At 68.2% G+C, this 25,627-nt stretch carries 23 protein-coding genes; 9 read left to right on the top strand and 14 right to left on the bottom strand.

All coding sequences use genetic code 11. From position 1 onward, the window contains the following. Window positions 1–81: 81 nt before the first annotated feature. Window positions 82–3,120, bottom strand: coding sequence for an AfsR/SARP family transcriptional regulator (locus BLR21_RS22245; protein ID WP_090007864.1), 3,039 nt, complete (start codon window positions 3,118–3,120; stop codon window positions 82–84). A gap of 249 nt (window positions 3,121–3,369) precedes the next feature. Between BLR21_RS22245 and BLR21_RS22240 the strand changes: the two genes are divergently transcribed. The 3 genes from BLR21_RS22240 (at window position 3,370) to BLR21_RS22230 (ending at window position 5,836) form a co-directional block, all read left to right on the top strand. Continuing rightward, a complete protein-coding gene (locus BLR21_RS22240) occupies window positions 3,370–3,918 on the top strand; it encodes a hypothetical protein (protein WP_176929742.1) in 549 nt (182 codons plus the stop codon). 35 nt (window positions 3,919–3,953) lie between these two features. Beyond that, complete coding sequence (locus tag BLR21_RS22235) at window positions 3,954–4,535, top strand: hypothetical protein (RefSeq protein ID WP_090007860.1); 582 nt, start codon at window positions 3,954–3,956, stop codon at window positions 4,533–4,535. A gap of 71 nt (window positions 4,536–4,606) precedes the next feature. After that, complete coding sequence (locus BLR21_RS22230; protein WP_090007858.1) at window positions 4,607–5,836, top strand: hypothetical protein; 1,230 nt, start codon at window positions 4,607–4,609, stop codon at window positions 5,834–5,836. Between the two features lie 20 nt (window positions 5,837–5,856). On the opposite strand, the gene BLR21_RS22225 is transcribed toward BLR21_RS22230, so the two are convergent. From BLR21_RS22225 to BLR21_RS22210, 4 genes are read right to left on the bottom strand one after another with little or no spacing between them, the layout of a single operon-like run. Next, window positions 5,857–6,627, bottom strand: a complete 771-nt coding sequence (locus BLR21_RS22225) for an HAD-IIA family hydrolase (RefSeq protein ID WP_090007856.1) — start codon at window positions 6,625–6,627, stop codon at window positions 5,857–5,859. Next, on the bottom strand, window positions 6,624–7,094 hold the full coding sequence (locus BLR21_RS22220; RefSeq protein ID WP_090007854.1) for a nucleoside 2-deoxyribosyltransferase: 471 nt from the start codon (window positions 7,092–7,094) through the stop codon (window positions 6,624–6,626). The genes BLR21_RS22225 and BLR21_RS22220 overlap by 4 nt, the downstream gene beginning before the upstream one ends. Then, window positions 7,095–7,829, bottom strand: coding sequence for a class I SAM-dependent methyltransferase (locus BLR21_RS22215; RefSeq protein ID WP_090007852.1), 735 nt, complete (start codon window positions 7,827–7,829; stop codon window positions 7,095–7,097). It abuts the gene before it with no gap. A gap of 15 nt (window positions 7,830–7,844) precedes the next feature. After that, on the bottom strand, window positions 7,845–8,837 hold the full coding sequence (locus BLR21_RS22210; protein WP_218130931.1) for a thymidylate synthase: 993 nt from the start codon (window positions 8,835–8,837) through the stop codon (window positions 7,845–7,847). Between the two features lie 193 nt (window positions 8,838–9,030). Here BLR21_RS22210 and BLR21_RS22205 point away from each other — a divergent pair, with 193 nt between their 5' ends. Beyond that, a complete protein-coding gene (locus BLR21_RS22205; RefSeq protein WP_176929741.1) occupies window positions 9,031–10,059 on the top strand; it encodes an alcohol dehydrogenase catalytic domain-containing protein in 1,029 nt (342 codons plus the stop codon). Between the two features lie 47 nt (window positions 10,060–10,106). Here the strand turns inward: BLR21_RS22205 and BLR21_RS22200 are convergent, their stop codons facing one another. The 5 genes from BLR21_RS22200 to BLR21_RS43910 all read right to left on the bottom strand — a co-directional run bounded on the left by BLR21_RS22200 (window position 10,107) and on the right by BLR21_RS43910 (window position 13,795). Next, window positions 10,107–10,640 (bottom strand): hypothetical protein, encoded by a 534-nt coding sequence (locus BLR21_RS22200; protein WP_090007846.1) that lies wholly within the window; start codon window positions 10,638–10,640, stop codon window positions 10,107–10,109. Window positions 10,641–10,746: 106 nt separating this feature from the next. Beyond that, on the bottom strand, window positions 10,747–12,066 hold the full coding sequence (locus BLR21_RS22195) for an AMP-binding protein (protein WP_256334888.1): 1,320 nt from the start codon (window positions 12,064–12,066) through the stop codon (window positions 10,747–10,749). 20 nt (window positions 12,067–12,086) lie between these two features. Next, on the bottom strand, window positions 12,087–12,257 hold the full coding sequence (locus BLR21_RS43915) for a hypothetical protein (protein ID WP_256334893.1): 171 nt from the start codon (window positions 12,255–12,257) through the stop codon (window positions 12,087–12,089). Beyond that, the gene (locus tag BLR21_RS22190; protein WP_143027826.1) at window positions 12,254–13,144 is read right to left on the bottom strand and encodes a fumarylacetoacetate hydrolase family protein; all 891 of its coding nucleotides are present in this window, start codon (window positions 13,142–13,144) and stop codon (window positions 12,254–12,256) included. Before BLR21_RS22190 ends, BLR21_RS43915 begins: the two co-directional genes overlap by 4 nt. Window positions 13,145–13,192: 48 nt before the next feature. Continuing rightward, the gene (locus BLR21_RS43910; RefSeq protein ID WP_256334858.1) at window positions 13,193–13,795 is read right to left on the bottom strand and encodes a VOC family protein; all 603 of its coding nucleotides are present in this window, start codon (window positions 13,793–13,795) and stop codon (window positions 13,193–13,195) included. Window positions 13,796–13,903: 108 nt separating this feature from the next. Between BLR21_RS43910 and BLR21_RS43905 the strand changes: the two genes are divergently transcribed. The 3 genes from BLR21_RS43905 to BLR21_RS43220 all read left to right on the top strand — a co-directional run bounded on the left by BLR21_RS43905 (window position 13,904) and on the right by BLR21_RS43220 (window position 15,344). Then, window positions 13,904–14,239: a hypothetical protein gene (locus BLR21_RS43905; protein WP_256334857.1), complete on the top strand. Its 336-nt coding sequence runs from the start codon at window positions 13,904–13,906 to the stop codon at window positions 14,237–14,239. 188 nt (window positions 14,240–14,427) lie between these two features. Further along, window positions 14,428–15,057 (top strand): TetR/AcrR family transcriptional regulator, encoded by a 630-nt coding sequence (locus tag BLR21_RS22180; RefSeq protein WP_090007844.1) that lies wholly within the window; start codon window positions 14,428–14,430, stop codon window positions 15,055–15,057. 146 nt (window positions 15,058–15,203) lie between these two features. Further along, window positions 15,204–15,344 (top strand): beta-lactamase family protein, encoded by a 141-nt coding sequence (locus BLR21_RS43220; RefSeq protein ID WP_218130930.1) that lies wholly within the window; start codon window positions 15,204–15,206, stop codon window positions 15,342–15,344. A gap of 504 nt (window positions 15,345–15,848) precedes the next feature. Here the strand turns inward: BLR21_RS43220 and BLR21_RS22175 are convergent. The 3 genes from BLR21_RS22175 to BLR21_RS22165 all read right to left on the bottom strand — a co-directional run bounded on the left by BLR21_RS22175 (window position 15,849) and on the right by BLR21_RS22165 (window position 21,781). Next, window positions 15,849–16,361: a hypothetical protein gene (locus BLR21_RS22175; RefSeq protein ID WP_090007842.1), complete on the bottom strand. Its 513-nt coding sequence runs from the start codon at window positions 16,359–16,361 to the stop codon at window positions 15,849–15,851. Between the two features lie 72 nt (window positions 16,362–16,433). Continuing rightward, window positions 16,434–20,717: an ALF repeat-containing protein gene (locus tag BLR21_RS22170; RefSeq protein WP_090007840.1), complete on the bottom strand. Its 4,284-nt coding sequence runs from the start codon at window positions 20,715–20,717 to the stop codon at window positions 16,434–16,436. A gap of 2 nt (window positions 20,718–20,719) precedes the next feature. After that, entirely contained in the window at window positions 20,720–21,781 is a 1,062-nt protein-coding gene (locus BLR21_RS22165; protein WP_090007838.1) for a hypothetical protein, read from the bottom strand. Between the two features lie 256 nt (window positions 21,782–22,037). Here BLR21_RS22165 and BLR21_RS22160 point away from each other — a divergent pair, with 256 nt between their 5' ends. Then, window positions 22,038–24,071 carry an RICIN domain-containing protein gene (locus tag BLR21_RS22160; RefSeq protein WP_143027824.1) on the top strand — a complete coding sequence of 678 codons (2,034 nt, stop codon included), beginning with the start codon at window positions 22,038–22,040 and terminating at the stop codon, window positions 24,069–24,071. 534 nt (window positions 24,072–24,605) lie between these two features. Here BLR21_RS22160 and BLR21_RS22155 read toward each other — a convergent pair. Further along, a complete protein-coding gene (locus BLR21_RS22155) occupies window positions 24,606–25,040 on the bottom strand; it encodes an SUKH-3 domain-containing protein (RefSeq protein ID WP_090007834.1) in 435 nt (144 codons plus the stop codon). A 264-nt stretch (window positions 25,041–25,304) separates the two neighbouring features. On the opposite strand from BLR21_RS22155, the gene BLR21_RS22150 reads away from it, so the two are divergent. Then, a partial coding sequence (locus tag BLR21_RS22150) for a helix-turn-helix domain-containing protein (RefSeq protein ID WP_143027823.1) occupies window positions 25,305–25,627 on the top strand: 323 nt, incomplete at its 3' end.

Genomic DNA, 25,627 nt, shown 5'->3' with positions numbered 1-25,627 from the left:
GGCCGGAAGTCATGCCGCCAGGGGTGCCGATCGGCACGTGCCTCACTTGGATCCCGCACGGTCCGGCCTGCCTCGGACCTCTCACCCGAGCCGGGCGTTCAGGGATCTCAAGCCCTCCTCGTGCGAGATCCCGCGGAACAGTTCGCGTGCCTCTTCCCAGACCGCCCTGGCCTTGAGGTGATCGCCGGCGGCGCCGTATGCGTCGCCGAGGGCACGGAGTGTCCTTGCCAGGTAGGGAATCGAGCCGCGAGTTCGCCAAACCCGCACCGAACGCTCGAAGGCGCTGACAGCGGCGGCAACGTCGCCCTCCGCCAGGTCCACCTGTCCGAGAACGCTGAGCGCGTCGGCGAGGTAGTGGCCGAAGTTGCCGTCCTCGCTGTAGGCCAGCGTCAGCTCGGCGGTCGCCCTGGCTCGTTCGTCACCCACCGCGGCGAACAGCTTCGAGAGGTAGAGCAGCGAGAACGTCTCCAGATAGCGATAGTTCAGGCGCCGCGCCATTTCCAGCGAGCTTTCCAGCAGTGCCCGGCCGCCCGCGACGTCGCCGGAGAACGACTTCGCCGCGCCGAGGAACTGGGTGATCGTCGTGGTGTAGTGGGGGTTGCCGAGCATCTCGGCGACCTTCGCGGCCTTCTCCAGGACCGCGAGTGCCCCATGGGGGTCGTCCTCGCCGTGGATGATCGCCATCGCGTGATAGGCCCGCGCCTGGCCTTCGATGTAGTCCGCGTCGGTGGCCATCCGCAGCGCGCGCTCCGCCAGGCCGAGTGCCTGGGCGCTGTTCCCGTCGGCCGTCATGCTCCAGGCCAGAGTCGCCAGGGCGTCGGCTGTCCCGAGTGGATCGTTCAGCGTGGTGAACAGTTCGAGGAGCTGTGCGGCACTGGCCCGCATCCGTGTCATCGCCGGTCCGGGGCCCGGCGGCGAGTTCCACGTGGTGACGTGCAGGAGACCGCGCATCAGCACGGCCTCACCGCGCTTGTCACCGGTCTCCCGGCAGTGCGCGATGGCCTGCTCGTGCATGCGCTGCCAGCCGTCGTACACACCGCGCACGTTGAGGTACGTCTCGGTGGACCCCGCCAGATCCCAGGCGAGCTGGGTCAGACCCTCCTCGCACGACTGGGCGACCGCCGCCATCAAGGCGGCGTGTTCCGCACCGAACCAGGCCATCGGGTCGGCCAGCAGCGAGTCGGAGACGGCCGCGGGCAGCCGCCAGCGTGCCGCGTCACTGTGCATGAGCGTGTAGAAGGGACCCGGGACACGCTCCGACGCGACCTCCGCCAGCGCCAGCCACGCGCCGAAGGCCCGCGCGAGCGCGGCACGACGTTCGGATTCGGCGTCCTCGCGCCGCGCCTGCTCGCGCGCGTACAACCGGATCAGGTCGTGGAACCGGTACCTGAGTCGGCCCGTCTCGTCGGTCCCGGTGAGGTTCAGCAGATGAGCGTCGACCAGCGTTTCGATCTCGCGTTCCGCCTGTCGCACCGGAAGGTCGAGGAGCGCCGCCACCGCCCAGGAGGCGAAGTCGGGCGCGTCGAGCAGCCCGGCCAGCCGGAAGGCCTGCCGCGCACCCGCGGGCAGCATCCGGTAGCTCATCTCGAACCCCGCGCGGACGTCGAGGTCGCCCGCCACGAGTTCGTCCAGGCGGTGTCGTTCCTCCCCGAGGACGCCGGCGAGGTGGGAGAGCGTCCACTGCCGCCTGCTGAGCAGCCTTGCCGCCGAGATGCGCACCGCCAGCGGTACGTGACCGCACAACCGGATGATCTCCCGAGCCGCGTTCGGATCGTCCTGGACGCGTTGGTCGCCGACGATGGTGCGCATCAGCTTCATGGCCTGGGCCGACGGCAGGACGTCGAGTTCGAGCAGGCTCGCGCCTTCGAGACCGACCAGCCGCACACGTCCGGTGAGCAGTACCGCCGTGCCGGGCCCTCCTGGCAGGAGCGGCCGCACCTGCTCCTCCCCCGCCACGTTGTCGAGCAGCAGGAGGACTCTGCGACCGGCCAGGCAGCTCCGGAACAACGCCACGCGTTCGTCCAGGGACTCGGGGATACCGCTGCCGCTGATGCCCAGTGCGAACAGGAACCGGCTGAGCACGTCCTCCGGGCGGGCAGGTTCGGCGGAGGCGCCACGAAGGTCCACGTAGAGCTGGCCGTCGGGGAAACGACCGGCGATCCGGTGCGCGACGTGCACGGCGAGCGTGGTCTTGCCCAGGCCCCCCAGACCGGCGATACAGGCCACGGCGACGGCACCCGGCCTCGGCGCGGTGAGGGTCTCTTCCAGGTCGGCCACCTCGTCGTCCCTGCCGGTGAAGTCCGGGATGTCCGGCGGCAGCTCGGCAGGGGTGGGCGTCTTCGGCGCGTTCGTGAGCGTGGCCGCGACGCGGGGAGCGAGGTCGAGGGAAGGGTCCTGGTTGAGGATCCGCTGCTGGAGGTCGTGCAGTTCGCCGGCCGGGTCCAGGCCGGTCTCCTCGATCAGGGTCGTACGGGCCAGCGTGTACTCGGCGAGAGCGTCCGCCCGGCGGCCACAGCGGTACAACGCCAGCATCAGCTGGGCGCGAAGCCGCTCTCGCAGCGGGTGAGCGCGGGCGAGCGCGGTCAGCTCGCCCAGCATCTCGGCGTGGCGTCCCAGCTTCAGGTCCACGGCGATCCTCGACTGCAGCACCGACAGGCGGACCTCGTCCAGCCGCGCGGCCTCCGCGGCCAGCAACGGCACATCGGCCATCCCGGCGAACGCGGGCCCCCGCCAGAGCCGCACCGCCTCGTGCAGCCGCCGCGATGCCTCGTCCAGGGCGTCGGCGGTCTCCGCCACCTGCCCCGCCTGGGCCAGGTCTTCGAACCTCGTGGCGTCGAGCTCGCCCCTGTCCGCCTGAATCAGATACCCGGCGCCTCGCCGTACGACGCGAGCCGGATCACCCAGCTGACGCCGGAGCCGATGAACGTAGGTCTGCATGTTCTTGGTGGCGCTCTTCGGTGGGTTGTCCCCCCACAGGGCCGCGGCCAGCTGATCTTCCGAAACCGGGTGACCCGCTCGGCTCAGCAGCACCGCCACCAGCACTCGTGCCTTGGGGGTGCCGAGGTCGAGTTCCTCGTCCTCTCGCCACGCCGCCAGCGGTCCCAGGATCCCAAACCTCATCGCGCCCCCTCGACTCGGACACTGTAGTCGCAGGTGACGCACGCCCCAGCGCGTCGGTGCACGGTGCAGGCGGAGCGGCCGCGTATTCCCGGCGTGTACTCGCCGTATTCCGGCACGTGCCACTATTCGCAGCGTCGGGGAATTCCCGATGAGAGCAATGTGCTCGATAAAGCGACAAAGGCAACCGGAGAGGGTTCTCACATGGGGAAAATCGGGCGGTTTCTCACTTCATCCATTGCGGTCGGCGTGGTGGCGGGAACGGCAATGGCCGGCCTGCTCGCCGGCCCCGCGCAGGCCACTGAGACGGCCGCGCCGGACTCGGACTTCAGCACTGCCTCCGACGCCGACTGCACCAGGAAGGTGAAGGTCGGAAACTCGCGGTACAAGGGCGACATCTTCCACTCGTACGCCAAGACCGTCGTCCCCCACAACCACGTCGGCATCTTCTACACCACGAAGACGATCGTGGAGGCCCCTGGACCGAAGAGCAGGAGCCAGGCCCGTACGGCGGCCACGCTGAACAAGTGCGGCCCCGTCTACAAGATGTACGTCAAGGCCAAGCAGACCACTCGCAACAAGGCAGCCAACTACGCCTACAACGATCTGCGCGGAAGGTTCTACGACCTCGACTTCAACAAGAACAAGGTCAACGGCTCCATCTTCCTGAACTGCTCCGAGCTGGTCTGGCGGGCTTACAAGACCGCGGGCATCGAGCTCGACTCCAACGGTGGAACCGGCGTGTACCCCAACGACATCAAGAACGACGGCAGCACCGTCGTCTACAGCACCCGCAGGTAGCTGAATCACGCCGGCACGTTGAGAGTGGAGTACACATGTCGAAAATCGGCCGAATTCTCGCCTCGTCCATTGCGGCCGGCGTGATGGCGGGAACGGCGCTGACCGGCCTGCTCGTCGCACCCGCACAGGCTGCACCGAACACCGGCATTTCCTCCGACAGCGACTGCACCGAGAAGGTGAAGGTCGGAAACTCGCGGTACAAGGGGGATATCTTCCACTCCTACGCGAAGCTCGACCGCGGAACGCGCAACCACGTCGGCGTCTACTACACGACGAAGATCGTCGTGGAGGCGCCTGGACCAGGCAGCAGGAGCCAGGCCCGCACGGCGGCCACGCTCACCAAGTGCGGCCCCGTCCACAAGATGCTCGTCAGGACGACGCAGGCCAACCGCGACAAGGCGGCCGACTACGCCTACCGAAAGCTCCGCGGCAAGCCGTTCGACACGCATTCCAACAAGAACAAGTACAACGGCGACCATGAGCTGAACAGCTCCGAGCTGGTGTGGCGGGCCTACCTGGCCGCAAGCGTCGACCTCGATCACGACGGCGGAACAGCCGTGCACGCCGACGACATCAAGAACGACGGCAGCGCCGTCATCTACAGCACCCGCAGGTAACGACATTCCAGTGTGCGGTGCGGCCTGCCGGGCGCAGGCCGCACCGCACGCCCGCACGAGAGGACTCAACGGTGCCCCTGCCCCGACTCGCCGCACTCGCTGCCGGTGCCGTTCTGGCCTTGACGGCCTGCACCACACCCGACGGCGCGGCCAAGACCCAGATCATCAAGCCCGCTGAGGCGAAGCTCGGCGACACCGTCCTCGCGTTCTACCTCAGTCCGGACTCCGAGGCCGGGACGAGCACGGCGGAGAGTCGCCCGGCCTATCTGGTTCTGGTGCAGGCGGACGGCAGCAAGAAGCTGATCGAGACCAGCGGCATGCGCGAGCCGCACATCGCGTGGTCAGGGCGCGGGCTGTTCTTCAGTGACGACACCCGCGACTACATCCTCGGCAAGGACGGACTGGTCAGCTTCGAAAACAAGAAGTCGTCGCTGCAACAGTCGGCTTTCGCGCTACCCGACGACCAGGGCTTCTTGGCGGTCTACAACGAAGGCTTCTCCGACTCCGGGTACACCAATCAGGTGGCCGTCACGACCGGGGCCGGTTCGCAGCTCTACCAGGTCGAAGGAAACTACTACATGAACGCGCTGTGCGGCGGTGTCCTCAATGGAATCGCCACTCAGGCGGGCACTCATCTCCCGGCATCGGCCGGCGTTCCCGGTATGCGCTCGAAGGTCGACACCGCCGCCGAACCGGAGCTGCTTTCCCAGCTGTATCCGGCGACCGAGGGACGCGAAAAAGTCCTCGCCTGGCGAGCAGCCTTCGACGCGGGAGACCACAACCGCCACGTGCCGTGTCACAACGGTGTGGTCACGTTCCTCTCCGACTACGCCGACGCCGACGGCAAGCCCCACATGACCGTCGTTTCCTGGGACACCAGGACCGGCGAGTACACCGAACGGCCCCTCGTCGACGCGCAGAGACGCCCCATCAGCGAGGAACTGTCCGACCCCGAAACGTTCTCCCAGAAGTCCTACGACGCACGGGCAGTCCGAGACGGTCACCTCGAATGGCTCGCCGGCGATGGCCGGATCATGAGTACCGGCATCGCGTCGGGAGTCACCGTGCCGCGGTTCGACACCGGCCTCGCCTCAGGCGTCAACTCGTCCAGCCAGGCAGCCTTCACGGAGCAGTCGATTCACCTGATCCAGGAGACGTTCGACGGCACGACACCCATCAGGATCAAGCGGTTCGACCGCGCCAGCGGAGACCTGGTCACCGAGATCGCCGTGTCCGGACTGACGGAACAGCTCGGCCTCGAGTTCAACCTGAGGAGCATTGCCGTTCCACCCGGAGCATGACGCCATTGGGGCACAGCAGGTCAGGAGACGAGACCGGCCAGATCAGGGATCACATGATCCGGCCGATGGTCGCCGGCGGGCAGCGGCAGAGCAGATCCGTCCTGGACGAGGATGGTGGCCAATCCGGCGCGGCGTCCGCCGACGATGTCGGTGTCGGGGCGATCGCCGATGACGGCGACGCGGTCCACGCCGAGGCGGTCGCGGGCAATGGTGAAGATGCCGGTTTCGGGTTTGCCGATGGAGATCGCCCGGCGCCCGAGCGCGGTCTCGACAGCGGCCAGGATCGCGCCGGTCGCGGGCCAGGGGCCGTCGGGCATGGGAAAGGTGGCGTCGCGGTTGGTGGCGAACAGCCTTGCGCCGTTGTCTCCCGCGCGGCAGGCCGCGGTCAGTTCGGCGTAGTCGAAGCCGCTGTGACCACCGACGAGGATGTTCTCCGCCCGTCCGGCGTCCGCGGCGCCGACGACGGGTGCCCCGGCGGCGCGGACCTCGGCGCACAGTTCGTCGGAGCCGATCACGTAGACCGAACCTCCGGCGGCCGCGACCGCGACGGCCGCGGCCCAGCCGGAGGTGATCACCGAGTCGTCGTCCACAGCGGCGCCGAGGCCGCGCAGCCGTGCGGCGACGGCGGCGCGGCCGTAGCGCGGATCATTGGTGAGAAAGACGATTCGCTTGCCCAGCGCCATCAACGTGGTCAGCGTGTCGATGGCACCGGGCAACGGCGTCCACCCGAGGTGGACCACGCCGTCGAGGTCGATGATGAAGCCGTCGAACTCGTCGGCGAGCGTGCTCATACGAGTGCACCCGCCGCGAGCTCGTCGACCTTGCGCACGACCTGGCCGGCGAGATCCTCGTCCGCCGAGTACGTCAGGTAGGTCACGTCCGCGACGGTGTGCAGGCCGCGCACCAGGAAGGCGTACTCCTGGTTCTCCTCCAGCAGCAACACGATCGGCTTGCCCATCGACGACGCCCAGCCCATCTCGATGTGGGTGCCCGCCGACGCCGGGGCACCGGGGAACGCGACGAAGACGGTGCACGAGGCGATCTCGTCGTAGTCCAGCCTGGTGCACTCGTCCGGGGTGAGGAACTTCGCGCCCCAGGACTCGCGGCGGTGCGCGTTGTGCACCAGGTAGCCGGCCTGCTCCAGCCCCTCGATCAGCGACTCGAAACGGGCCTTCTCCGCCGGGCGCATGGTGCCCGTGTCGTCGACGAGCGCCTTGAACGGGCCGGCGAGGAAGACGCTGCGGGATGCGGTGCTCATCTACTTGACTCCGGTGACGACGAGGAACGGGGAACGGGTCGCTTCGGCGGGCGCGGGCCCGCCGGACGAGGCATCGGCGGGATCGAGCAGTGGTTCGCGGACGGTGATGTCGCGGAACCCGGCCGCGGACAGGACATCCAGGTAGGTCTGTCGCGGCCAGTGGTGGTCGATCAGTTCCAGCACGCCACCGCGGGGCTGGTCGAGCAGGACCTGGCGGCGTTCGCCGGTGGCGTAGTCGCGGCCCGGTTCGCCGCTGCGGAAGGTGGAGAAGCGGACTCCGGTGGTACCGGGATTCGTGTCCAGCACGGCATATCGGCCGCCGGGACGCAGCACGCGGTGCACCTCCCCGGCGATGTCGTGCAACGCCTGGAGATCGCCGATGTTGATGAACACGTAGCAGGACATCGCGGCGTCCACAGTGGAGTCGCTGAGGAACTCGAGCCTGCCGCTGTCGATCTGGTGGTAGTCGATGCGCGGGTGCGGCCGGTCCTGGCGGGCGATCTCCAGCATGTGCGGGGAGATGTCAGCGGCCACGACGCGGGCATCGCTGGCCTGCACCACCCGGTTCGCGACCTTGCCCGGCCCGCAGCCGTAGTCCAGGACGGTCCGGACCTCTGGCGTGCCGATGCCGAGCGAGGCGAACACGGCGGGGTAGCCGATGAGCCGTTCGGGTAGGTCATCGTAGGCGTCGAAGCCGGTCGCGACGGCGACCGCTTCCTTCCACTTGGTGCTCAATGGTTTCTCTCTCGTTCAGCGCGTCACGAGGGCGGGGGCGCTCAGCCGGGGCCACCGCTGGCCGACCAGCTCGCGGTACAGCGGCCACAGCCGGTCCAGCAGTTCGGTGGCAACGGGTTCGTCGTGGCGAACCCGGCGGTGGATCTCGAACATCAGCACCACCTGAGCCCAGTAACCGGGCAGTCCCAGGGCGTCGAGATCGTCGTCGAGGCGGAGTTGGTTGCGGCGCAGGTGTTCCTCGTACCTGAGTACCTGCCGCACGTGCGGCCAGTTGTCCCCGTCGGGCATCGACGGGAACCGGTGCGCCGGCTCCTCCCAGGCCGCCGGATCGGCGAGCACCTCGCGGGCGCGGTCGTGGTCGGGCTCGTAGAGGTGCATCGAGCCGACCAGATGCGTGTAGGTGCCCAGCGGTACCCCGAGCTCACGGGCGAGCAACTCCTGCACCAGCGTGAAGGAGAAGACATCGCTGGTCATGCCCCGGTACACGTCGTTCGCACGCATGAACCCGACACAGTGCAACGCACCCTCGCGCAACAAGAACTGCAGGCCGAGCGTGCACGACACGTCGGGATTGCCGGGCACGCGGATCTCCTCGCCCCGGAAGATCTGCAGCACCGCGCGCTTGCTGTCCGGATCACGGCGCAGCTCGTCGGCGACGGCCGTCCACTGGTGCACGCCACCGTCCGGGTCGAACATCGCCCGCCCGTACGCCGTGCCGGTCAGCCGCACACCATCGGCGGAGTACTTGCGCATGTTCGGCGCGTAGTAGGCGATGAAGTCCAGGTCGTCGCGGCCGGACAGGTACCACAGCGCCTCGGCGAAGTTGAACACGATGTTGAGCCGTCGCGCCGGGACCACCGGGATGCGCTGGTCCGCCTCGCCCAGCACGTACCGGACGCCGAGCGTCTCCCGGCTGGCGAAGCCCCGCGGCGCGTTGCGGTACGTGGGCTCGTCGGCCAGCTGACGCAACATGGCCGGGTACGCCTGGTGAAACGAGTCGAACTCCACCGAACCTCCGCCACAAACTATCGGGCACTGATATTGCGTACGCACAGTAGCCGACATTCCCACGATTGAGGCTGTTACATGGTGTGACAGCATCACCACGAACAGTTCACACGCGGGTAAAGCCGCAGCTAATGAAAGTGCGATCATGGTCCGTTCGAGTGTTTCCAAGATCACTCCGACAGCTGGAGCCAGCGTGCCCGACTACTCTATGCAAGCAGCGGTACTGCACCACCTCGGCGAGAAACTGGTCGTCGAACGCCGGCCGCGCCCCGTGCCCGGCCGGGGGCAGGCGCTGATCCGGGTGCGCGCGGCCGGTCTGTGCCGCACCGACCTGCACCTCGCGACCGGCTCCGCCATCGCGCCACCGCTGCCGTTCGTGCTCGGCCACGAGATCGCCGGCGAAGTCGTCCAGACCGGCCCGGACGTCACCACTCGGCCAGGAGACCGCGTGCTGGCCTACTACTACGACGGCTGCCGGCGGTGCGACTGGTGCGCGGCCGGTTCGGAGAACCTCTGTCCCGCTCCGGTGGCCAAGGTCGGCTTCGACACCGACGGAGGACTCGCCGAGTACTACCTCGCCCCGGCCCGCTCCCTGGTCCCGATCGCCCCGCAGGTGTCGTTCGCCGAAGCCGCCGTCCTCGGCTGCTCGGGCACCACCGCGGTCCGGGTCGTCCACTCGGTAGCCGAAGTCGCCGCGGGCGAGGTCGTGATCGTGATCGGCACGGGCGGCGTCGGCCTCGCCATCGTCCAGGTGGCCGTCGCACGCGGAGCCACCGTCCTGGCCATCGACCCCCACGGCCCCAGCCGCGCCCAGGCCATCGCCTATGGCGCCACGACGGCCATCGACCCGTCGGCAACGGACCCGGTCGACGCCGTGCTCGCCCACACCGGCGGCGGCTGCCACGTGGTGATCGACACCGTCGGCAACGCCTCCACCCCAGACCAGGCGGTCCGCATGACCCGCACCCGCGGCCGCGTCGTCCTCGTCGGCTACACCGGCGCCCCCGCCACCTTGGACATCATCGAGGTCATCGTCCGCGAAACGATCATCCGTGGTTCCGTCGGCGCCACCCTCGCCGATGCACACGAGGTAATGGCACTTGCCGCCGCGGGCAAGCTCCGCGGCCACGTCCAGGCCGAATACCCACTGCACCAGGTGAACGAGGCACTGGCCAGCCTGGCGGAAGGCTCGGTGGTCGGCCGCCTGGTCGTCACCCCGTGACAACCGCGGTACGCCGTGGGCGAACGCTGATCACACACACGTTCGCGCTATGCGCGCCGGCGATGGTGCTCTTGGCCGGCCACCTCGATCGCGTCACGCCCGTAGCCGGCAGGCGTCGCCGTTGTGTGGAAGTGGGGCAGGGTCGCGATCAGTTCGGTCAGGTCACGCGCGGCTCGCATGACGATGCCGTCCGGCCGGACGATGAGGGCCTTCGCACGCCCCGGGACAGCCACCGGTGCAGGTCCGTCCGGTGGGTGGGGTGTGGCACAGTCCGCCGCGGCGCTGCACCTCCGCCTGCAGAGCGGGCGGCACCTGGGCGTGACGACGACGAACCGGCCATGAGCGAGTTCATCGAACCGGTGGCCGTCGTCCAGCGTTGTGCTGGGGCACAGGCGGCCGGCGAGGGTTCTGCGCAGGCGTGGGCGGAGGATGAGGCTCGACCGGTGCAGGGCAGCGGTCTCGCTGTCGAGGACGCGCCGGCTGAGGGCGGGCAGCCTCGGTACCACGAGCCGGCGGACCGGGTTGCCGGCCTGGTGGCCGTGCCGGCCGGAGCCGCGCCGGAACTCGGCGAGCACCCGCATGTGGGTCGATCAGGCGAAGGCCATGGCACGGCCAGGGCGAGCAGCGTCGCAGCGGTCAGGCCGGTCGGGCCCGCGCCGACCACGACGACCGGAACCTGTTGTGTGCTCATGACAGGGTGGAAACGCGGAGGTCCCAGCGCACGGTGAAGGCACCGAGTGCGGCTTTCACGGCCGCCTGGTCGCTGTCCGCGGGAACGGTCACCGTCACGACGACGGATCCGTCGTCGATCCGGGTGTCCACTGTGGAGTCCGGAGCTGTCTCGCGCAGCGCGTCGGCGATGGCGCGGCGGGTCGCATCGGCACGCAGATCGAGCTTGTAGGGCTTGCCCACGGCGGTGACGGGCAGCGCGTCCATCACAGTGACGGTCTTCGGCGCCGCGGCCCGCTCGGGTACCTGGGCCGCGGCCCAGGCGAGGAAATCGTCCTCGGTGACCGTCGCGCCGGGCGTGAGCGTCACGTAGGCGACCGGCACCTCGCCGGCGTGCGCGTCCGGTCTGCCGACCGCGGCGGCGGTGACCTGCGGGTGAGCGAGCAGTGCGTCCTCGATGAGGGCCGGGTCGACGTTGTGGCCGCCGCGGATGATGAGGTCCTGGGGCAGTCGTTGCCCGACCGCACCCGGCCGAAGCGCGTCCGGGAAGCTGCGCGCGCTGGCGCAGGTCGCTTCGGTGAGGCCGTAGCCTTCGAGCAGCGCGATACCGGTGTGGTGCCGGTAGTTCTGCCGCACGGCAGCGGCAGCGATGAGGCGCCGACGATGGCGAAACGCAGGCTGCTGATGTCGGCGTCCACGGGCGCCTGTGCCAGCACGGCGTAAAACGGTGGGCACGGCGCTCATGGTGCTGATCCGGTAGCGCTCGACGATCCGCCAGAACTCGCGGTGCAGCGCGAAGTCGCGGTACCCGAGCGAGCCGGCCCAGACCACGTGCTGTCCCTTGAACAACGGCGCCAGCAGCGTGACGACCACAGCGTTGACGTGGAAGAGCGGGAGCGCGGCGAACACCACGGACTCGGTCTCGAACAGCGAACAGGCCGCCGGCATCCACGCGTCGGCGACCTCGTTGCGGTGCCGGTGTGCGGCCAGTTTCGGGGTTCCGGTCGTGCCTCCGGTGTGGAAGAAGGCGGCGAGGTCGTCTGACCGGGGCAGCTCACCGGCGAACGCGCCGGCGTCCTCGGTGGCGGCCAGTTCGTGCAGGTAGCCGAAGCCGGGTGTCGACCCGGTGACTCCGGTCGGAGACAGCAGGATCGTGTCCAGTTCTCCGGCCAGATGTCTTGCGGTGTCCCAGAAACCAGGGTCGAGGTCCGGCCCGGCGGCGATCAGCACGCGCGCACCGGACCGGCGGAGCAGCTCGGTGAGATGCGGCCGGGACAGGGCCCCGTTGAGCGGGACGGCAATGCCGGCGAGCCGCGCGGCCAGCGTCGCGGCGACCAGTTGCGCGCAGTTCGGAGCGATCAGCGCGACGGCGTCCCCGCGCCGGATCCCCTGCGGTGCAACAGGTTGGCGTAGCGGTGCACGTCGGCAAACAGGCCGGCGAACGTGAGCGACGCCGGTTCCTGCCAGCGTTCGGCCTCGGGCAGCACGGAGATCGCCGTACGGTCGGGCCAAAGCAGCTCGTCGCTCATCGGGCGTACCTCACAACCGTGCGTTGGGTGCCGAGATCGATCGCGCCGTCGTAGGTGGCGACGCTTGCCTCGACGACGTCGCCGTGGGCGAGGTACTCCGGGTTCTTGGCCTGAGAAGAGAAGAAGAGCTTCCACCTGGTCGCGTCGGGCAGCAGCGAGGTGATCTTCTGCACGGCTTTGGGCGGTGCGCTGAGCGCGGTACCGACCGGCGTACCGGTGAGCACCAGGTCGCCGGCGTCCAGGCGCTGGAAGCGGGTGAGCGCGGCGAGCGCCCGCACCGGCCGGTAAATCATGTCGGCGCCGACGGTCATGTCCTGCCGGACCTCGCCGTTGACGGACAGGCGCAGCCGCAGGTCGGCGAACCGCGCGAGTTCTCCGGCGTCCAGCAGCACCAGGAATGGGCCGGCCGGGGTGAATGACGGGTACGACTTGGACTCGTAGAACTGGGTCTTCGGCAGCTGCAGATCGCGGGCGGAGACGTCGTTGGTGACCACCAGGCCGGCGACGTACGTGGCGAGGTTCCGCTCGGTGATCTCCGTTCCCACCGGCACCTCCCGGCCGATGACCAGCCCGATCTCCACCTCGTAGTCGAGCAGCCGCACGTGGGTGGGCTTGACGATGTCGTCGAACGGTCCGCTGATCGAGCCGGACGACTTGCGGAAGAACGTCAGCGGCACGGTGGCGGGGTTCAGGCCGGCGTCCCGGACGTGCGACGCGAAGTTGGTCATCTGGGCGACCACCCGGCACGGCGCGGAGATCGGCGAGATCAGGTCGAGCGACTCGACGGGCACCGTGTCCTTTGTGGACTTCGTCGCGATGATCGACGCGCGATCCGCCAGCAGCTCGGCGGTCGTCGAGGCCGTTGTCTTCGATCCGCGCGGCGCCACCGGCGGTGATCACGTACCAGGCGGTGGAGGTGCGGAGCACGGAGAGGTTCATGACGTGGCTACTTTCAGAAGTCCGCGCAGACGCTCGAAGTCGCACTCGTTGTCCTGGCGCAGGGCGTTGACGATGGCACGGAGTTCGCGCAGGGCTTGCGATCCCGGTTTCACGCCGAGGAAGTCCCTGGTGGCGGGCGGTCCCCACTGGGCGAGGCCGGAGGCCGTCATCGGTGCCCAGCCGGGGTCGAGGGTGTGGTCGAACAGGTCGCCGTCCCTGAAGTACTCGACCAGGAACCCGTCGGGATCGCGCCAGTAGTCGAAGATCTGGCTGCCCTGGATGTGCCTGCCGATGCCCCACGAACGGTCGTAGCCGAGCTCGCGCAGGTACTCACCTCCCGCGGCCAGGGCGTCCAGGTCGGCGACCTGGTAGGCCGAGTGCACGTACCGGTTCGCCGGACCCAGCGTCAACGCCAGCGTGTGGTGGTCGGCAGGGGTGCCACCGCGATCGCAGCGGATGAAGCTCATCACCGGACCGCGCTCGCGCTGCCTCGGGTAGTACAGAAAGTCGCTGACGATCAGGCCGAGGTGCCCCAGGTACCAGTCCAGGGACTCGCGGTACTTCGTGGTCTGCCACACCACGTGCCCGAGACGCTGCACTCGCGCAGGTGCGCGAACCGGCCGTTGTGTGCGGCGTTCGTGCGCAACGCGGTGGTGCCGAAGTTGAGTGTGAGCGGTTCCTGCGGCTGCTGCGCCGTGAGGTCGTGAGTGCCGGACACCACGCGCACACGCAGCCCGCTCGGGTCGGCCAGTTCGACGGCCACCCCGCCCAGGCTTTTCCGGCAGCTTCACCACCCGCCGGTCGGTCGCGCCCGCGAGCCGGATCACGTCGGTCGCCTCGGCGGCGCGGAAAGCGGGCCCGGCGAACGCCGATCGCGGGCCGCGGCGGATCAGCACGCAGGGCGCACCGGGTTCGGTGCCGCGCAGGTACAGCTCGTCCGCCGTGCGCAGCGAGGTCGTGAAACCGAAGGCGTGCGCGAACAGCTCAGCTTTGGCCAGGTCGGGTTTCTCGAACTCCAGTCACGCGAGGTCGTGCACCCTTGACGATCGGATCGGGCGCACGTCCCGGATGTTCTCCCGCCAGCGCGCCCCGCTCGCCGTGCAGTCCGGTGTGATCGTTGCCCATCGACTGCTCCCCCCAAAGTTGACGCAATCGTCACCTGTGAGCGTTGAGTCAGTCAAGCAGTTATGACGAATTCGTCAAGAATGACGGGGCGCGCTAGGGTGACGGCATGGCGGAGCAGACGCACAACCGGTTGGATCGACGCAAGGCGCGCACCCGCGCGGCCCTCGTCCGCGCCGCGCAGACCTGCATCGCGGAGGGCAGGACCGCCATCCCGATCCTCGAGATCACCCAGCTCGCCGACGTGGGGATGGGGTCGTTCTACAACCACTTCGAGACCAGGGAACAGCTCTTCCAGACCGCTGTCGAGGACGCGCTGGAGACCTTCGGCGACGCGCTGGACGCGCTGGGCGACGACATCGAGGACCAGGCGGAGGTGTTCGCGCGGAGCTTCCGGCTCACCGGGCGGCTGCACCGCAGGCAGCCTGAGCTGAGCAAGGTCCTGCTGCACAACGGTTTGCTGCTGGCCGGCACAGGTCAGGGATTGGCTCGCCGGGCCCGCCGCGATATCGCCGAGGCCGTCCGCGCGGGCAGGTTCACCGAGGTCCGCGACTTGGACCTCGCCCTCGTCGTGGTCACCGGCGCGATGCTCACCCTCGGCCAGTTGCTGCACGACCACCCGGACCGCGACGACGCGCAGGCGGCCGACCTCGTCGCGGAGGACCTGCTGCGCATGTTCGGTGTCGAGGCGGCAGAGGCCGCGGACATCTGCCTGCGACCACTGCCCGGCCTCTCCTGACCTACTTGGTGGACAGCAACTTCCGCAGCTCCACCACAGCCCAGTCGACAACGGCGTGCGGAAATCGCGGACGATCAAGCCGCCCCTGGTGTCACCGTGGACTCATGTAACGGGACGAACTCGCTCACAGAACCAGCTTCTGCGGTGTGGTGCGGATCGAACGCGACGGTCAGGTGTTCGCCCAGGTCTACGGGCAGGCACACCGCGACTACGACATCCCGAGCACGGTCGGCACCCGGTTCGCGATCGCCAACGGCGGCAAGGGTTTGACCGCGCTGGCTGTGTGACCCTGATCGAGAAGGCGAACTCGTCCTGTCGACGCCCGTCTGCGAGATCTTCGGCGCCGACCTGCCGTCGATCGGTGACGCCGTCACCGTCGAACACCTGCTAGCGCACCGTTCCGGCATCGGCGACTACCTCGACGAGGACATCATCACCGAATTCACCGCGTACCTGCTGCCCGCGCCGGTGCAGGACCTGCGCGACGCCCAGCAGTACCTTGCGGTGTTGGGTGGGTTCCGCAGCAGTTCCCGCCCGGCGAACGTTTCTCCTACTGCAACGGCGGTTTCGCTGTCCTCGCCCTGATCGCGGAACGGGTCAGCAAGCGGCGCGACGTAACGGGCTGGGGTTCTGGCTGCGCCCGACGGGCAACGCGGTGAAGCTCGTCGGCAGGGACGCGGGGTGTCGTTCCTGAGCGCGCACCAGCCGAAGACGGGGGAGACCACGACGGCGTTCGGCAACACGGCGGAGGGTGTGTCGCGGATCGCCCCCCGCTCGACCCGCAGGAGTGATCAGCCCTGCTCGGCGCGGCGCTGCTCCCACATCTGGATGATCTGCTCGGCGGTTTCCTGGTCGATCCGGTCGAACCTGCCGTCGTAGCGTCCGCGGTGCCAGTCATCCCGGACGTAGCTGGTGTCCCAGCCGGAGCCCGGCGTGTACCGCTGTTCCCTCTCGATGCCCCGCGGCGCCGGCCACGTCCTGAGCAGGCCGGTGGGATCGTCCTGAGTGGACTCTCCGTCCACCCACGCGAGGTAGGTGTACCGCACGTCTTCGGTCTCGCCGCGTGGTGCCCGGTCGCGCAGGTTCTGCTCGAACCGGTCCGCCGCCGCCGCGTCAACGCGGTGCACCCTGCCGGGCCTCGCCACGGTCAGCATGGTGCTGGGCATCCAGGTGAGGGTGATCAGGAACGCCTCCTCGTGCACCTGCCCGTCGTCGTCCACCCACCGGCGGCACATCGCCGCAGGCTCCTCCGGTGACGGATGAACGCTGTCGACGATGGCGAAGTACTCGTACTGCCGTTGCACCTGTGTCTCGTTTCATCAGGAGGTGGTGTGTCCCCCGCGCGAGCACGAGGGACACACACCATCACAGCACTGTCACTTGGCCGGGAACTGCGGAATCCTGATCGCGCCTTCCGGAGGCTCGACCGACGAGAAGAGCTTCGCCGACTCCACCTTGATGTCCTCGATCATGTTTTCATAGGTCTGTATTTGGGCCCACTCGTGGAGCGTGAGGTTGCGACCCTCCGCGTGAGCCTTGGACCTGATCGCGTCCGCGGCCGCTCGGTACGCGCGCCGGTCCTCGTAGAAGGACGTCTCCCTGACCTTCTGCGCGTAGCCGTGCGGGGTGTGGAGCTGCAGCTCGAACAGCTGCCCGTTCGGCGACTCCCAGGTCATGTTGATGCCGGGGTAACCGTTTCTCGGCGGGGCGCCTTCCGGGAGGCCCTCCTGGTTGCGGAGCCAGAAGTTCTTCAGCGCAATCTTCGTGTAGCCCTTCTTCGTGAACTCGGTGATCACCCGCTTGACCGAGTCGGCGTACACCTTCGGATCGAAGACGTAGGTGTACCTGACCGAGTCGTTCATCTTCGCCTTGATGGAGGCAGGCGGCAACGTGTCGCCCTCGGTCTCCTCGAATTGCTTGCGCAGGAAGGACGACTCGCTCTTGAGCTCGTAGCCGATGCCTTCCCGCCTGCCCCCGGTGATCTCCGCGAGCGCGTTCACGTCCTTGGTGATGTCCGGCTCGTTGAGCTTGGCCTTGCGCAGCTCCTCCCTGCCCCAGGTGAGGTTCTCTGCCTTGATCCGGATCTGCAGGGCGCCGATGTCGTGCCGGTACTCGCCGTCCACGACCTGAGGCGTCTTGTAGAGCCCCTCGCAGCCGCCCGCCGGCCCACAGGGCTCGACCTTCAGCTTGGCGTCATCGAGCTTCGCCATGCCGTTCTCGAGCCGGATGACGCCGCCTTCGAGACGCACGACCGAGCCGTTGAGGTTGGTGAGGTCACCCTCCAGCCGCTGGGAGTAGGACTCCAGGCGGTAGAGCCGTCCGTCGATCGAGACGACCGCGTTCTCGAGCTTGCCGATGCCGTTCTCGAGCTTGAACTTGGGGAAGAGAATCTCGGCGACCGAACCGGGCAGCTTGACGGGAACGCTGTCGTGGAGCTTCACCGCGACGCTTCTGAGGTCGACGACGTTGTTGAGAACCTTGCCGACACCCTTGCCGAGCACGTTCTTCAATGCACCGAGCACCCTGGTCGACGCGGCGGCACCACCGCTGAACGCGCCGGCCACCGCGGTGCCGAGGTCCCAGAACGTCAGACCAAGGGCCTTGGCCGGGTTGTCGCGCCACTCTTCCAGGTGAATGAGCGTGTAGGGGTGCTCGAGCGTGTACTGCAGACCCTTCGAGATCTCCTGACACGCGCGGTAGTCCGCCGCGAAGACGGAGCCACCGATGCAGGTGAGGCCGGTGAGCAGACCGTCGAGCGCGCCCTTGGCACCCTCGATGACGCCCTCGCCGATTCCCTTGTAGTACTGGGACAGCTTGTCCTGCCCCGAGCGCAGCAGGTTGCAGGCATCCTGGTCACCGGCACCGCAGCGGGCGGCCGCGTTCAACGTCGCCACCGCGGCGTCCGCGTAGACCCTGGCGTTGTACTTGGCGAACTCCTCGATCTTGCCTGCCGCGCGCTGGCAGTCCTCGAAGTGCAGGAACGGGTTGTCCAGGCACCGGTCCACGGTCCAGATGCCCTTGGCCAGCTGCAGGTTCATCTCGGCGGCCTTCTTGGCCGCCTCCTCCCGCGCGATCTGCTCCGCCGCGTCGAGCCGGACCCGGTACTCGTGGATCGACTCGATCTGGTCGACGACCCGCTGCAGGAACTCCTGCACCTTGTCCGCGTTCGCCCGAGCCATGCTGTAGATGTGCTCGGTCGACACTGCCGCCCGCTCGGCGCTCGCCGCAGAGGCACTCGCTGCCGCCGCGGCGTTGCCGGCCAGCGTGGCGTCCGCGCTCGCGGTGTTGGACCAGCGGGTCGCGGTGCCGGCCGCGCTGTGCGCCGCCGTCGCGTGTGCCACGGCCTGGTTGGCCGCGTCGTTCGCGGTCTGGGCGTACTGCGTGGCGTCGTTCGCGGACTGGGCGGCACGGGCGGCCGCCTCGTACGCGGGCTTCACTTCGAGGAGCGCGTCGTCGGCGGCCTTCGTCGCCCTGACGGCGGCCGCCGCGGCCTCGTCGGCCTTCTCCCTGGCGAGGCGCGACTGCTCCTCGCTGATGATCAACGCTTCGGAGACGGTCTCCAGTGCCCTGCGCGCGTCGGCGTTGATCGCGGCGTACGGCTTGAGGACCGCCTCCGCCGCCCGTGAGGAGTCGATGACGAGCGAGGCGGACGCTGCCGCGGCCGACGCTGCCCTGTCCGCGATCACGGACTGGTAGACGGCCTGGTTCGCCTCGTGGACAGCGGCTTCCGCCTCCTGCTGGGTCATCTCGGCCGACGCCTGGGCGCCCAGCGCGACGTTCACCGTCTCGACCGTGATCCGGTACGCCTCGTCGGCGGCCTGGCGGGCGGTGACGGCTTCCCTGGTCGCGTTGTTCGCCGCTGTGCGCGCTCCCTGGGCGGCTGCCGCTGCCAGTCGTGCCGACTCCCTGGCCGCGCTCGCCGACGCGGCCGCCCTGCTGGCCCAGCCGGCCGACTCGTTCGCCGCACCGCGGGCGGCGTCGCGCTGCCCCCTGATCTCCCTGGTGACCTCCTCGACGTTCTCGCCGCGTTCCCTGGCGCGTGCCTCGGCGTCCGTGAGCCTGAGCTCGAAGTTCTCCAGGTTGATCAACCGGGCCTGGTGCATCCCGTTGATGACCCGGACCTCGGTCTCCGAGGTGCGGATCTTGGCCATCGCGGCGTCGTGGTCACCGGCGAGGCGTGCGGCCTCGGCGTTCGCGGCGTGGGCCGCGGCCGCCGTGACGGCCGCGTTGCGTGCGGCGCTCTGGGCGTTGACCCGGTGGTTGCGCGCGTTGGTGGCATGGGACTGCGCTTCCGCCGCCTTCGCGTTGGCGATGTTCTTCTGCCGCTCGGCACGGTCACGCGCGGCGAGTGCGATGTCCCGCTGCTTCTTCGCCGCCTCGGCGAGTTCGGCCGCCTTGGCCGCCTGGCGTTCGGCCTCCGCGCGGTACTTGGCCGCGTTCTGGGCGTGTTCTTGGGCGTTGCGGTCGGCGTCGAGCGCGCGGCTGTCGGCCAGGGTGGCCACTGTCGCGTGTGCCGAGGTTTCCGCGGCGAGCGCGGCCGCGTCCACCGCGTTGCCGATGCCGATGGTGACCCGGGCCCAGTCGAGGCCGTCGGTCACACCGAGGTCGACGAGCTTGGCTCCGGCGGCACGGGCCCGTCCGGTCGCGTCGACTGACGCGAGTGCGATGCGGTCGGCGTCAGCAGACTCCCGCTCGGCCTTGGCGCGTTCGACGTCGAGGAGCTCGTTGCGCCCCAACTGGCCGTGCGCGCGTCCGGGCTTGTCGTCACGGAAGATCTGGTCCGAGCGGTGGGCGGCTTCCACGGCCCGCTTCATGGTGTAGGTGACGTCTTCGAGGTGCTTGACCGCGTCGATGTTGGCGCGGATGATCTCGGCCCGTGCCGCTGCCACCGCTGCCGCGCGGCGCGCGAGCTGGTCGAGTTCGGTGATCGCCCTGTTACGGTCTTCCAGGGCTTTCTGGATGACCGCGCGGAACGCGTGGTCGCGCTTGTTCGCCTCGTGGTAGTCGGTGAGGTAGAACTGGCGGATCCGCGCGTAGTCCTTGCTCGCGAGGACGGCCTCGCCCTCGATCTTCACCTGCGGACCGCCCATCGCGACCATGTCGCGGACGCGGGCGATGATGCGGTCCTGCTCGGCCTTGTCGTCCTCGGCCTGCTGCTTGTCCCGCTTCAGGGCGATCTCGTAGCCGTAGGCCACGAAGTCCTTGATCGCCTGATCGCCCGCGTTCAGCGCGGCCTGAGCCCCCGAGCGGACGTTCGGGCCACCGGTGCGCGCCCACTCCTCGACCTTGCGGCGGTTCTCCGCCTTCTCAGCGGCTTTGCGCGTGTCGGCACGTGCCTGTGCCTCCGCTTGGCCGTGGTCGAGGAACCAGATCAGCTTCTCTTTGGTGTTGACCGCCAGCGCCGCCTTGGCCGCGTCACGGACCTCGACATCCTCCGCGCGTTCGGAGATGTCGGTGATGAGCATCTTGTAGAACTCGTACTCCTCGTCCACTTCCTGTGGAGGAGGGTCGTTGTTCGCGGCCGCCTGCAGCACCGGAACCGATTGGGGCGCGGCGGTCGCGTGCACCGTCCCACCGAAGAGGGTGAGAGCGAGCGCGGCGCAGATGGGCACGACTGATCTGCGCCACAACGAGGTGGCGCTGGATGCTCTTCTTTTCATGGTCAGCGATCCCCCAGATCGCGTTCGGCGGCGTCCTTCGCCGCCTTGCGAGCTTGTTCCGCGATTTCCTGCCACTTGGCGGCCTGCGCGCGGAACGAGTCGGCCGTGTCGCGCCACGAGGAGCCGGAAGCCGTGGCCCTGGCGATGATCTCGGCCCAGTCCTGCTCCGACTGCGCGCCGCGGGCGTACTCGGCGACCCTGGCCCACGCGTCGGCCTGCGCGTCCGCCTTTCCCTTCTCCGCCAGCCAGTCCACTGAAGACTGCCCGGCTTCGCTGTCGATCTGTCCCCAGGTCTCCTTGGCTTCCAGGCGGTGCTTGCGCGCCAGTTCGCCGCTCGACTCGCGCTCGGCCTTTTCCGCGGCCTGCGCGGACTCGGTCAGTGCGCGGATCTTGTCGTGGAAGAGCCGGCTCTGCTCGGTGGCGGTGCGGACGAACCGCTCGGCGTCGAGCTCGGCACCGATCTTCCACTCGTAGGAGAAGAACAGGCCGATCGACCGGTCGTCGCCGCCGTGCAGCGCGCGCTGTGCCGCCGCTCGGACCTGGAGGCCAGGATCGTTGGCGGCGAGGAAGATCACGTAGTCGCGGTCCTCCTCGGCGAGGCGCGCCAGGCGTTCCTGCCGCTTGTTGTCGTTGACGCGGTCCCGTTCCCTGGCCTCGTCATAGCCACTTTGGACGTACGACTCCCTGGCGTTGTCCGAGCCGCGCAGAGCTTCTCCTGACGTGCCGTGCACGTCGCTGCCGGGGATCGCGGTCCGGTTGATCTCCCTGACCACCTGCAGGTTGAGCGCCTCCCTGGCCTTGGCCCGGTTGATCGCCTTGCCGTAGCCGACGCGCATGAACTCGCGGATCTTCGCCTCGTCGTTGGCGACGACGGCCACGTAGGCGGCGTCGCGGACCTCGGACGGCAGAGCGGCGTTGTACGACATCTGGAACACGAGCTCGCGCATGGACGCGGCCAGCGCGGAGGTCGACGTGCTGATGACCTCCGACTGTGCAACTGCGGGTGCGGTGAGGACGGTTCCGGTGACGCCCGCCGCGAGGACCGCGGCCAGTAATGCAGGCATGAGTGTGTGACGTCTCATGTGTTCCCCCAGGAACTCACCCAGTGGGCCGAATTGCCCAGGGAGTTCTTAGCACCTGCTGTGGTCGCAGCGACACCGACAGTTGTGCAACCCAGATCGCGGCGCGTTGCGATTCGGGCAGAGAGGGTGCAAAGTTCCACCCGGCATCCGACGACTGGAGAGTCGAGTGACGCGGGCCCGCGGGGTCCACGCCGCGCTTAGGGCAGATGCCGACACCACGAATCCTGGGGGATTTACCTTGTCCAGACGCAGTCTGGGTGGCCTCGGCGTGCGGGCAGTCGCCGCACTCGCGGTCACCATCACGTTGGCGGGCGGCCTGTTCGCCTCTCCCGCGCTCGCCGCTCCGCCAGGGGTCGACCCGTCGGCGCCGGCCAGCGTGTCCACGGTCAGCTTCAGCGCGACGCAGGTGTCGGACTTCGACCAGCGGGTCGCCGCGGCGAGCACGATCGGTGAGTCGGTGGGGTCCAGGGAAGCGCGGCTCGCGGACCTGAACTTCGTCATCTGGATCTACAACAAGGCGCCGTTCAACAGCAACATCAAGAAGGAGGCGCTGAAGGCGCTCTCCGACGAGGTCGACGAGAACGCCTGCTACGACTTCATCGTCGCCGGCATCCACCGCGCGTTCCGCGAGGACGTCCGGGCGATCCCGGTCACCGACGAACGGCACCGGCAGCGGGTCCGCGCGGCGGAGCGCATCGGCTGGACCGTCGTGGAGCCGTACTACCTGGACGCGAACCTCAGCGAGTTCGTCACCCAGTTGTTCATCAAGACCAACGGCACCGAGTGGCCGGAGATCAAGGCGCAGGCCTCCGCCGTGCTGTCCAGCACATCCACGGACGAGCAGCGCCAGGCGTTCGTCGTCACCGGCATCGAGACCGCGTACAACGTCGACGTCCAGCGCCGCCGGGAAGCTGCCGAGCGCGAGAAGCTGGAGCAGTTGGAGAAGGAGAAGAACCTCAAGGCGCGCGGCAACGCCTGGCAGGTCGTGATGCCAGGTGGGACGTTGACCCCGGTGCTCGCGAACCTGACCGACTCCGAGTTCACCTGGGAGATCTACAACGCCCCGCTGGCGCGGAAGTTCGTCAAGGCCGCAGCCAACGCAGCGCTGGGCACGCACGACTTGGCGCAGATCAAGACGTACATCTTCACCGGCATCCACACCGCGCACCAGAAGGACGTCGCGGAGCAGGACGCCGCCCGTGCCGCGGAGACCGCGAAGAAGATCAAGGAGATCATCGACGCCGCCCGCGTCGATGGCTACATGCCGAACCTCCTCGCGTCCGCCACCGCCGCGCTCGCCGGAGATCTGAACGCGCGCAACGCGTTCATAGACCTCGGCCGGTACGACGCCGCCAAGAAGGACGTGATCAAGCCCTCGCACTACCAGGTGGTCCAGCTGAAGGGCCAGCTCTCCGGCCGCTGCGTCCAGATTGCCGGTGCCGACGCGCAGGCGGTCGAGAACGGCCAGTACAACGAACTGTGGGACTGCTACCGCACCGCCGCCAAGGAGCTGTGGATCCTGAAGGCCTGGTCGAACGGTGAGTTCTTCCTGCAGAACCTGAACTCCCAGCAGTGCCTGGACGGCCACAGCGACCTCGTGCGCCAGTACCCGTGCGACGTCAACAACGGTTACCACCGCTGGACGTTCGTCGAGAACACCGACGGCTCGTACCAGATCAAGAACGTCGGCAGCGGCAAGTACGCCACGGCCAAGGACGGCGGCAAGGAGAACGCCACCCACGTCGTCACCTACGGCAACACCAACGACGGCAGCCAGCGCTGGCGCCTGATCAACCCGGTGCACCGCTCCGACGTGAGCACGGTGTCCGTCGGCCGTTACCAGCTCAAGGGCGTTCAGTCCGGTCGCTGCATGCAGACCGCTGGCGTGTGGGACCAGCCCAACCAGGGTGCGCTCGCGAACTTCGCAGGCCAGGAGCTGTGGGACTGTGTCGGTGGCGGCAAGATGGCGTGGGACCTCGTCGGCTTGGGCGGCAAGCGGTACGCGCTCAAGAACGTGATGTCCGGCAAGTGCCTCGACGTCAAGGGCACCGGCCACATCAACGGCACGCCGCTCGTCCAGTACGACTGCCACCACGGCGGCTCGCAGCAGTTCGTCTTCGTCGCCCAGCCCGATGGCAGTTACGTGCTGGAGAACGTGTTCAACGGCAAGGCAGCGGACGCGATGAACAACGCCGTCCAGAACGGTGCCTGGATCGGTGTCCACGGCGTGCACGGCCAGACGAACCAGCGCTGGACCCTCGTGCCGGCCTGATTCGAGTGAACGACGAGGCCCCCTCCGTGCGCCGCGCCGGAGGGGGCCTTTCGCTGTGCGCGTACCAGGACTCGAACCGGGCAACCATCACAACGCCACGTCTCCGGACCACTTGCAGCGTAACCAATGCCGGTGTCCCTCACACCATCAGTCAATGGGGCACCACGAACACCGAGATCCATCCGGCCGAACGCGATCAAGCCGGAGAATTCTGCTCCAGAACTGCTCCATAGGATCACCGCAACACGATCAACAGACGATCACCCAAGATCCACCCAGAACGGCAAGAAACCCGCCTGACCAGCGAATTCGCTCGATCAAACGGGTTCTACCTGCAAGTGGAGCTGAGGGGACTCGAACCGCTGACCCTCACATTGCCAGTGCGGAAACACAAGGGCACAAAAACAAGCGCAGTTGACTACCGTTCAGCGCAGTTACATGCAGCTTCACGACGTTCAACTCCATGCCCTTATTGGCACGGACATGGCTGCAACAATCGATGACTGAGCGCTTAGCTGCCGATCTGATCAGGTGTCACCTTCGCACACCCCTAAGACGCTTCTGTGGCACCACACCAAGGATGAGGCTCTCCAACGCGGCGTCACCAACCCCGAAGGTGGCCACCCAGGTCTCCACCAAGAAGACCTCCCCGACCTCAGAGATACCGAGGAAAAAGCGCCCCTGATCGAGTTCGCGGATCGGGAACAACGAACATCCCACGTCCGCACCCCACCCGGCGAAGCGGTCCTCCTCGCCGACACAGAGCCCGGGATCGAGTTCGAACGGCTCACGAGCGGACGAGCTACCCGGACCATCGATCTCCACGTTCGGCCCGCCGAACTCGACCAAGAACTCCGCCGCGGCCCGGTGCATTCGAACCTCACCGCTGGCCTCGAGTTGCTCCCGCCAATCGGTGACATCCACTGCCCGTCCAGGATGCCAGCCGGCGGCACACAGATCCTGGTCCACTCGTGAGGAGAACGCACCGCAGACACCTCACCGTCCCACTCGTCGTCCGCACCAACTCGGGCGTCATGAGACTCACCTCGACGATCGTTTCATGGCACCGGGTCCCAGTGGACCGGGACCGGCAAGATCATGCTCTCCGCCACCGTCCGGACCGAGGAGTCCTTCCGCGCGATCCCCGAGGGCCACGTCTTCACCGAAATATGCATGCGCGAGACGACTAGTGTCCTGCGCCTGAAATCCGCTGGGTAAATCTATGGTGGGGTGATGGCGCGGATTGGACGTCCTCCTGCTGAGGTGACGTTGACCGAGCAGGAGCGGGAAACGTTGCAGCGGTGGGCGCGGCGCGCGAAGTCCTCGCAGGTGCTGGCGCAGCGGTGCAGGATCGTGCTGGCGTGTGCGGATGGTGTGCCGGGCACGCGGATCGCCGAGGATCTGCGGGTGCATCCGACGACGGTGACGAAGTGGCGCAGGCGGTTTCTGCGGGATCGGCTGGACGGCCTGGTCGATGAACAACGGCCGGGCCGGCCGCCGTCGATCACGGTCGATCAGGTCGAAGAGGTGATCGTGGCGACGCTGGAGGAGGTCCC

The organism is Lentzea albidocapillata subsp. violacea, assembly GCF_900100275.1.
GTDB lineage: Bacteria > Actinomycetota > Actinomycetes > Mycobacteriales > Pseudonocardiaceae > Lentzea > Lentzea violacea.
This window is presented reverse-complemented; position numbering and strand designations above follow the sequence as displayed.

Excerpts from the sequence above, each read along its gene's own strand:
- BLR21_RS22245 (WP_090007864.1), bottom strand. The coding sequence starts at position 3,120 with ATGAGGTTTGGGATCCTGGGACCGCTGGCGGCGTGGCGAGAGGACGAG.
- BLR21_RS22235 (WP_090007860.1), top strand. The coding sequence starts at position 3,954 with ATGTCGAAAATCGGCCGAATTCTCGCCTCGTCCATTGCGGCCGGCGTG.
- BLR21_RS22225 (WP_090007856.1), bottom strand. The coding sequence starts at position 6,627 with ATGAGCACGCTCGCCGACGAGTTCGACGGCTTCATCATCGACCTCGAC.
- BLR21_RS22220 (WP_090007854.1), bottom strand. The coding sequence starts at position 7,094 with ATGAGCACCGCATCCCGCAGCGTCTTCCTCGCCGGCCCGTTCAAGGCG.
- BLR21_RS22200 (WP_090007846.1), bottom strand. The coding sequence starts at position 10,640 with ATGCGGGTGCTCGCCGAGTTCCGGCGCGGCTCCGGCCGGCACGGCCAC.
- BLR21_RS43915 (WP_256334893.1), bottom strand. The coding sequence starts at position 12,257 with ATGAGCGACGAGCTGCTTTGGCCCGACCGTACGGCGATCTCCGTGCTG.
- BLR21_RS22180 (WP_090007844.1), top strand. The coding sequence starts at position 14,428 with ATGGCGGAGCAGACGCACAACCGGTTGGATCGACGCAAGGCGCGCACC.
- BLR21_RS22170 (WP_090007840.1), bottom strand. The coding sequence starts at position 20,717 with ATGAAAAGAAGAGCATCCAGCGCCACCTCGTTGTGGCGCAGATCAGTC.
- BLR21_RS22165 (WP_090007838.1), bottom strand. The coding sequence starts at position 21,781 with ATGCCTGCATTACTGGCCGCGGTCCTCGCGGCGGGCGTCACCGGAACC.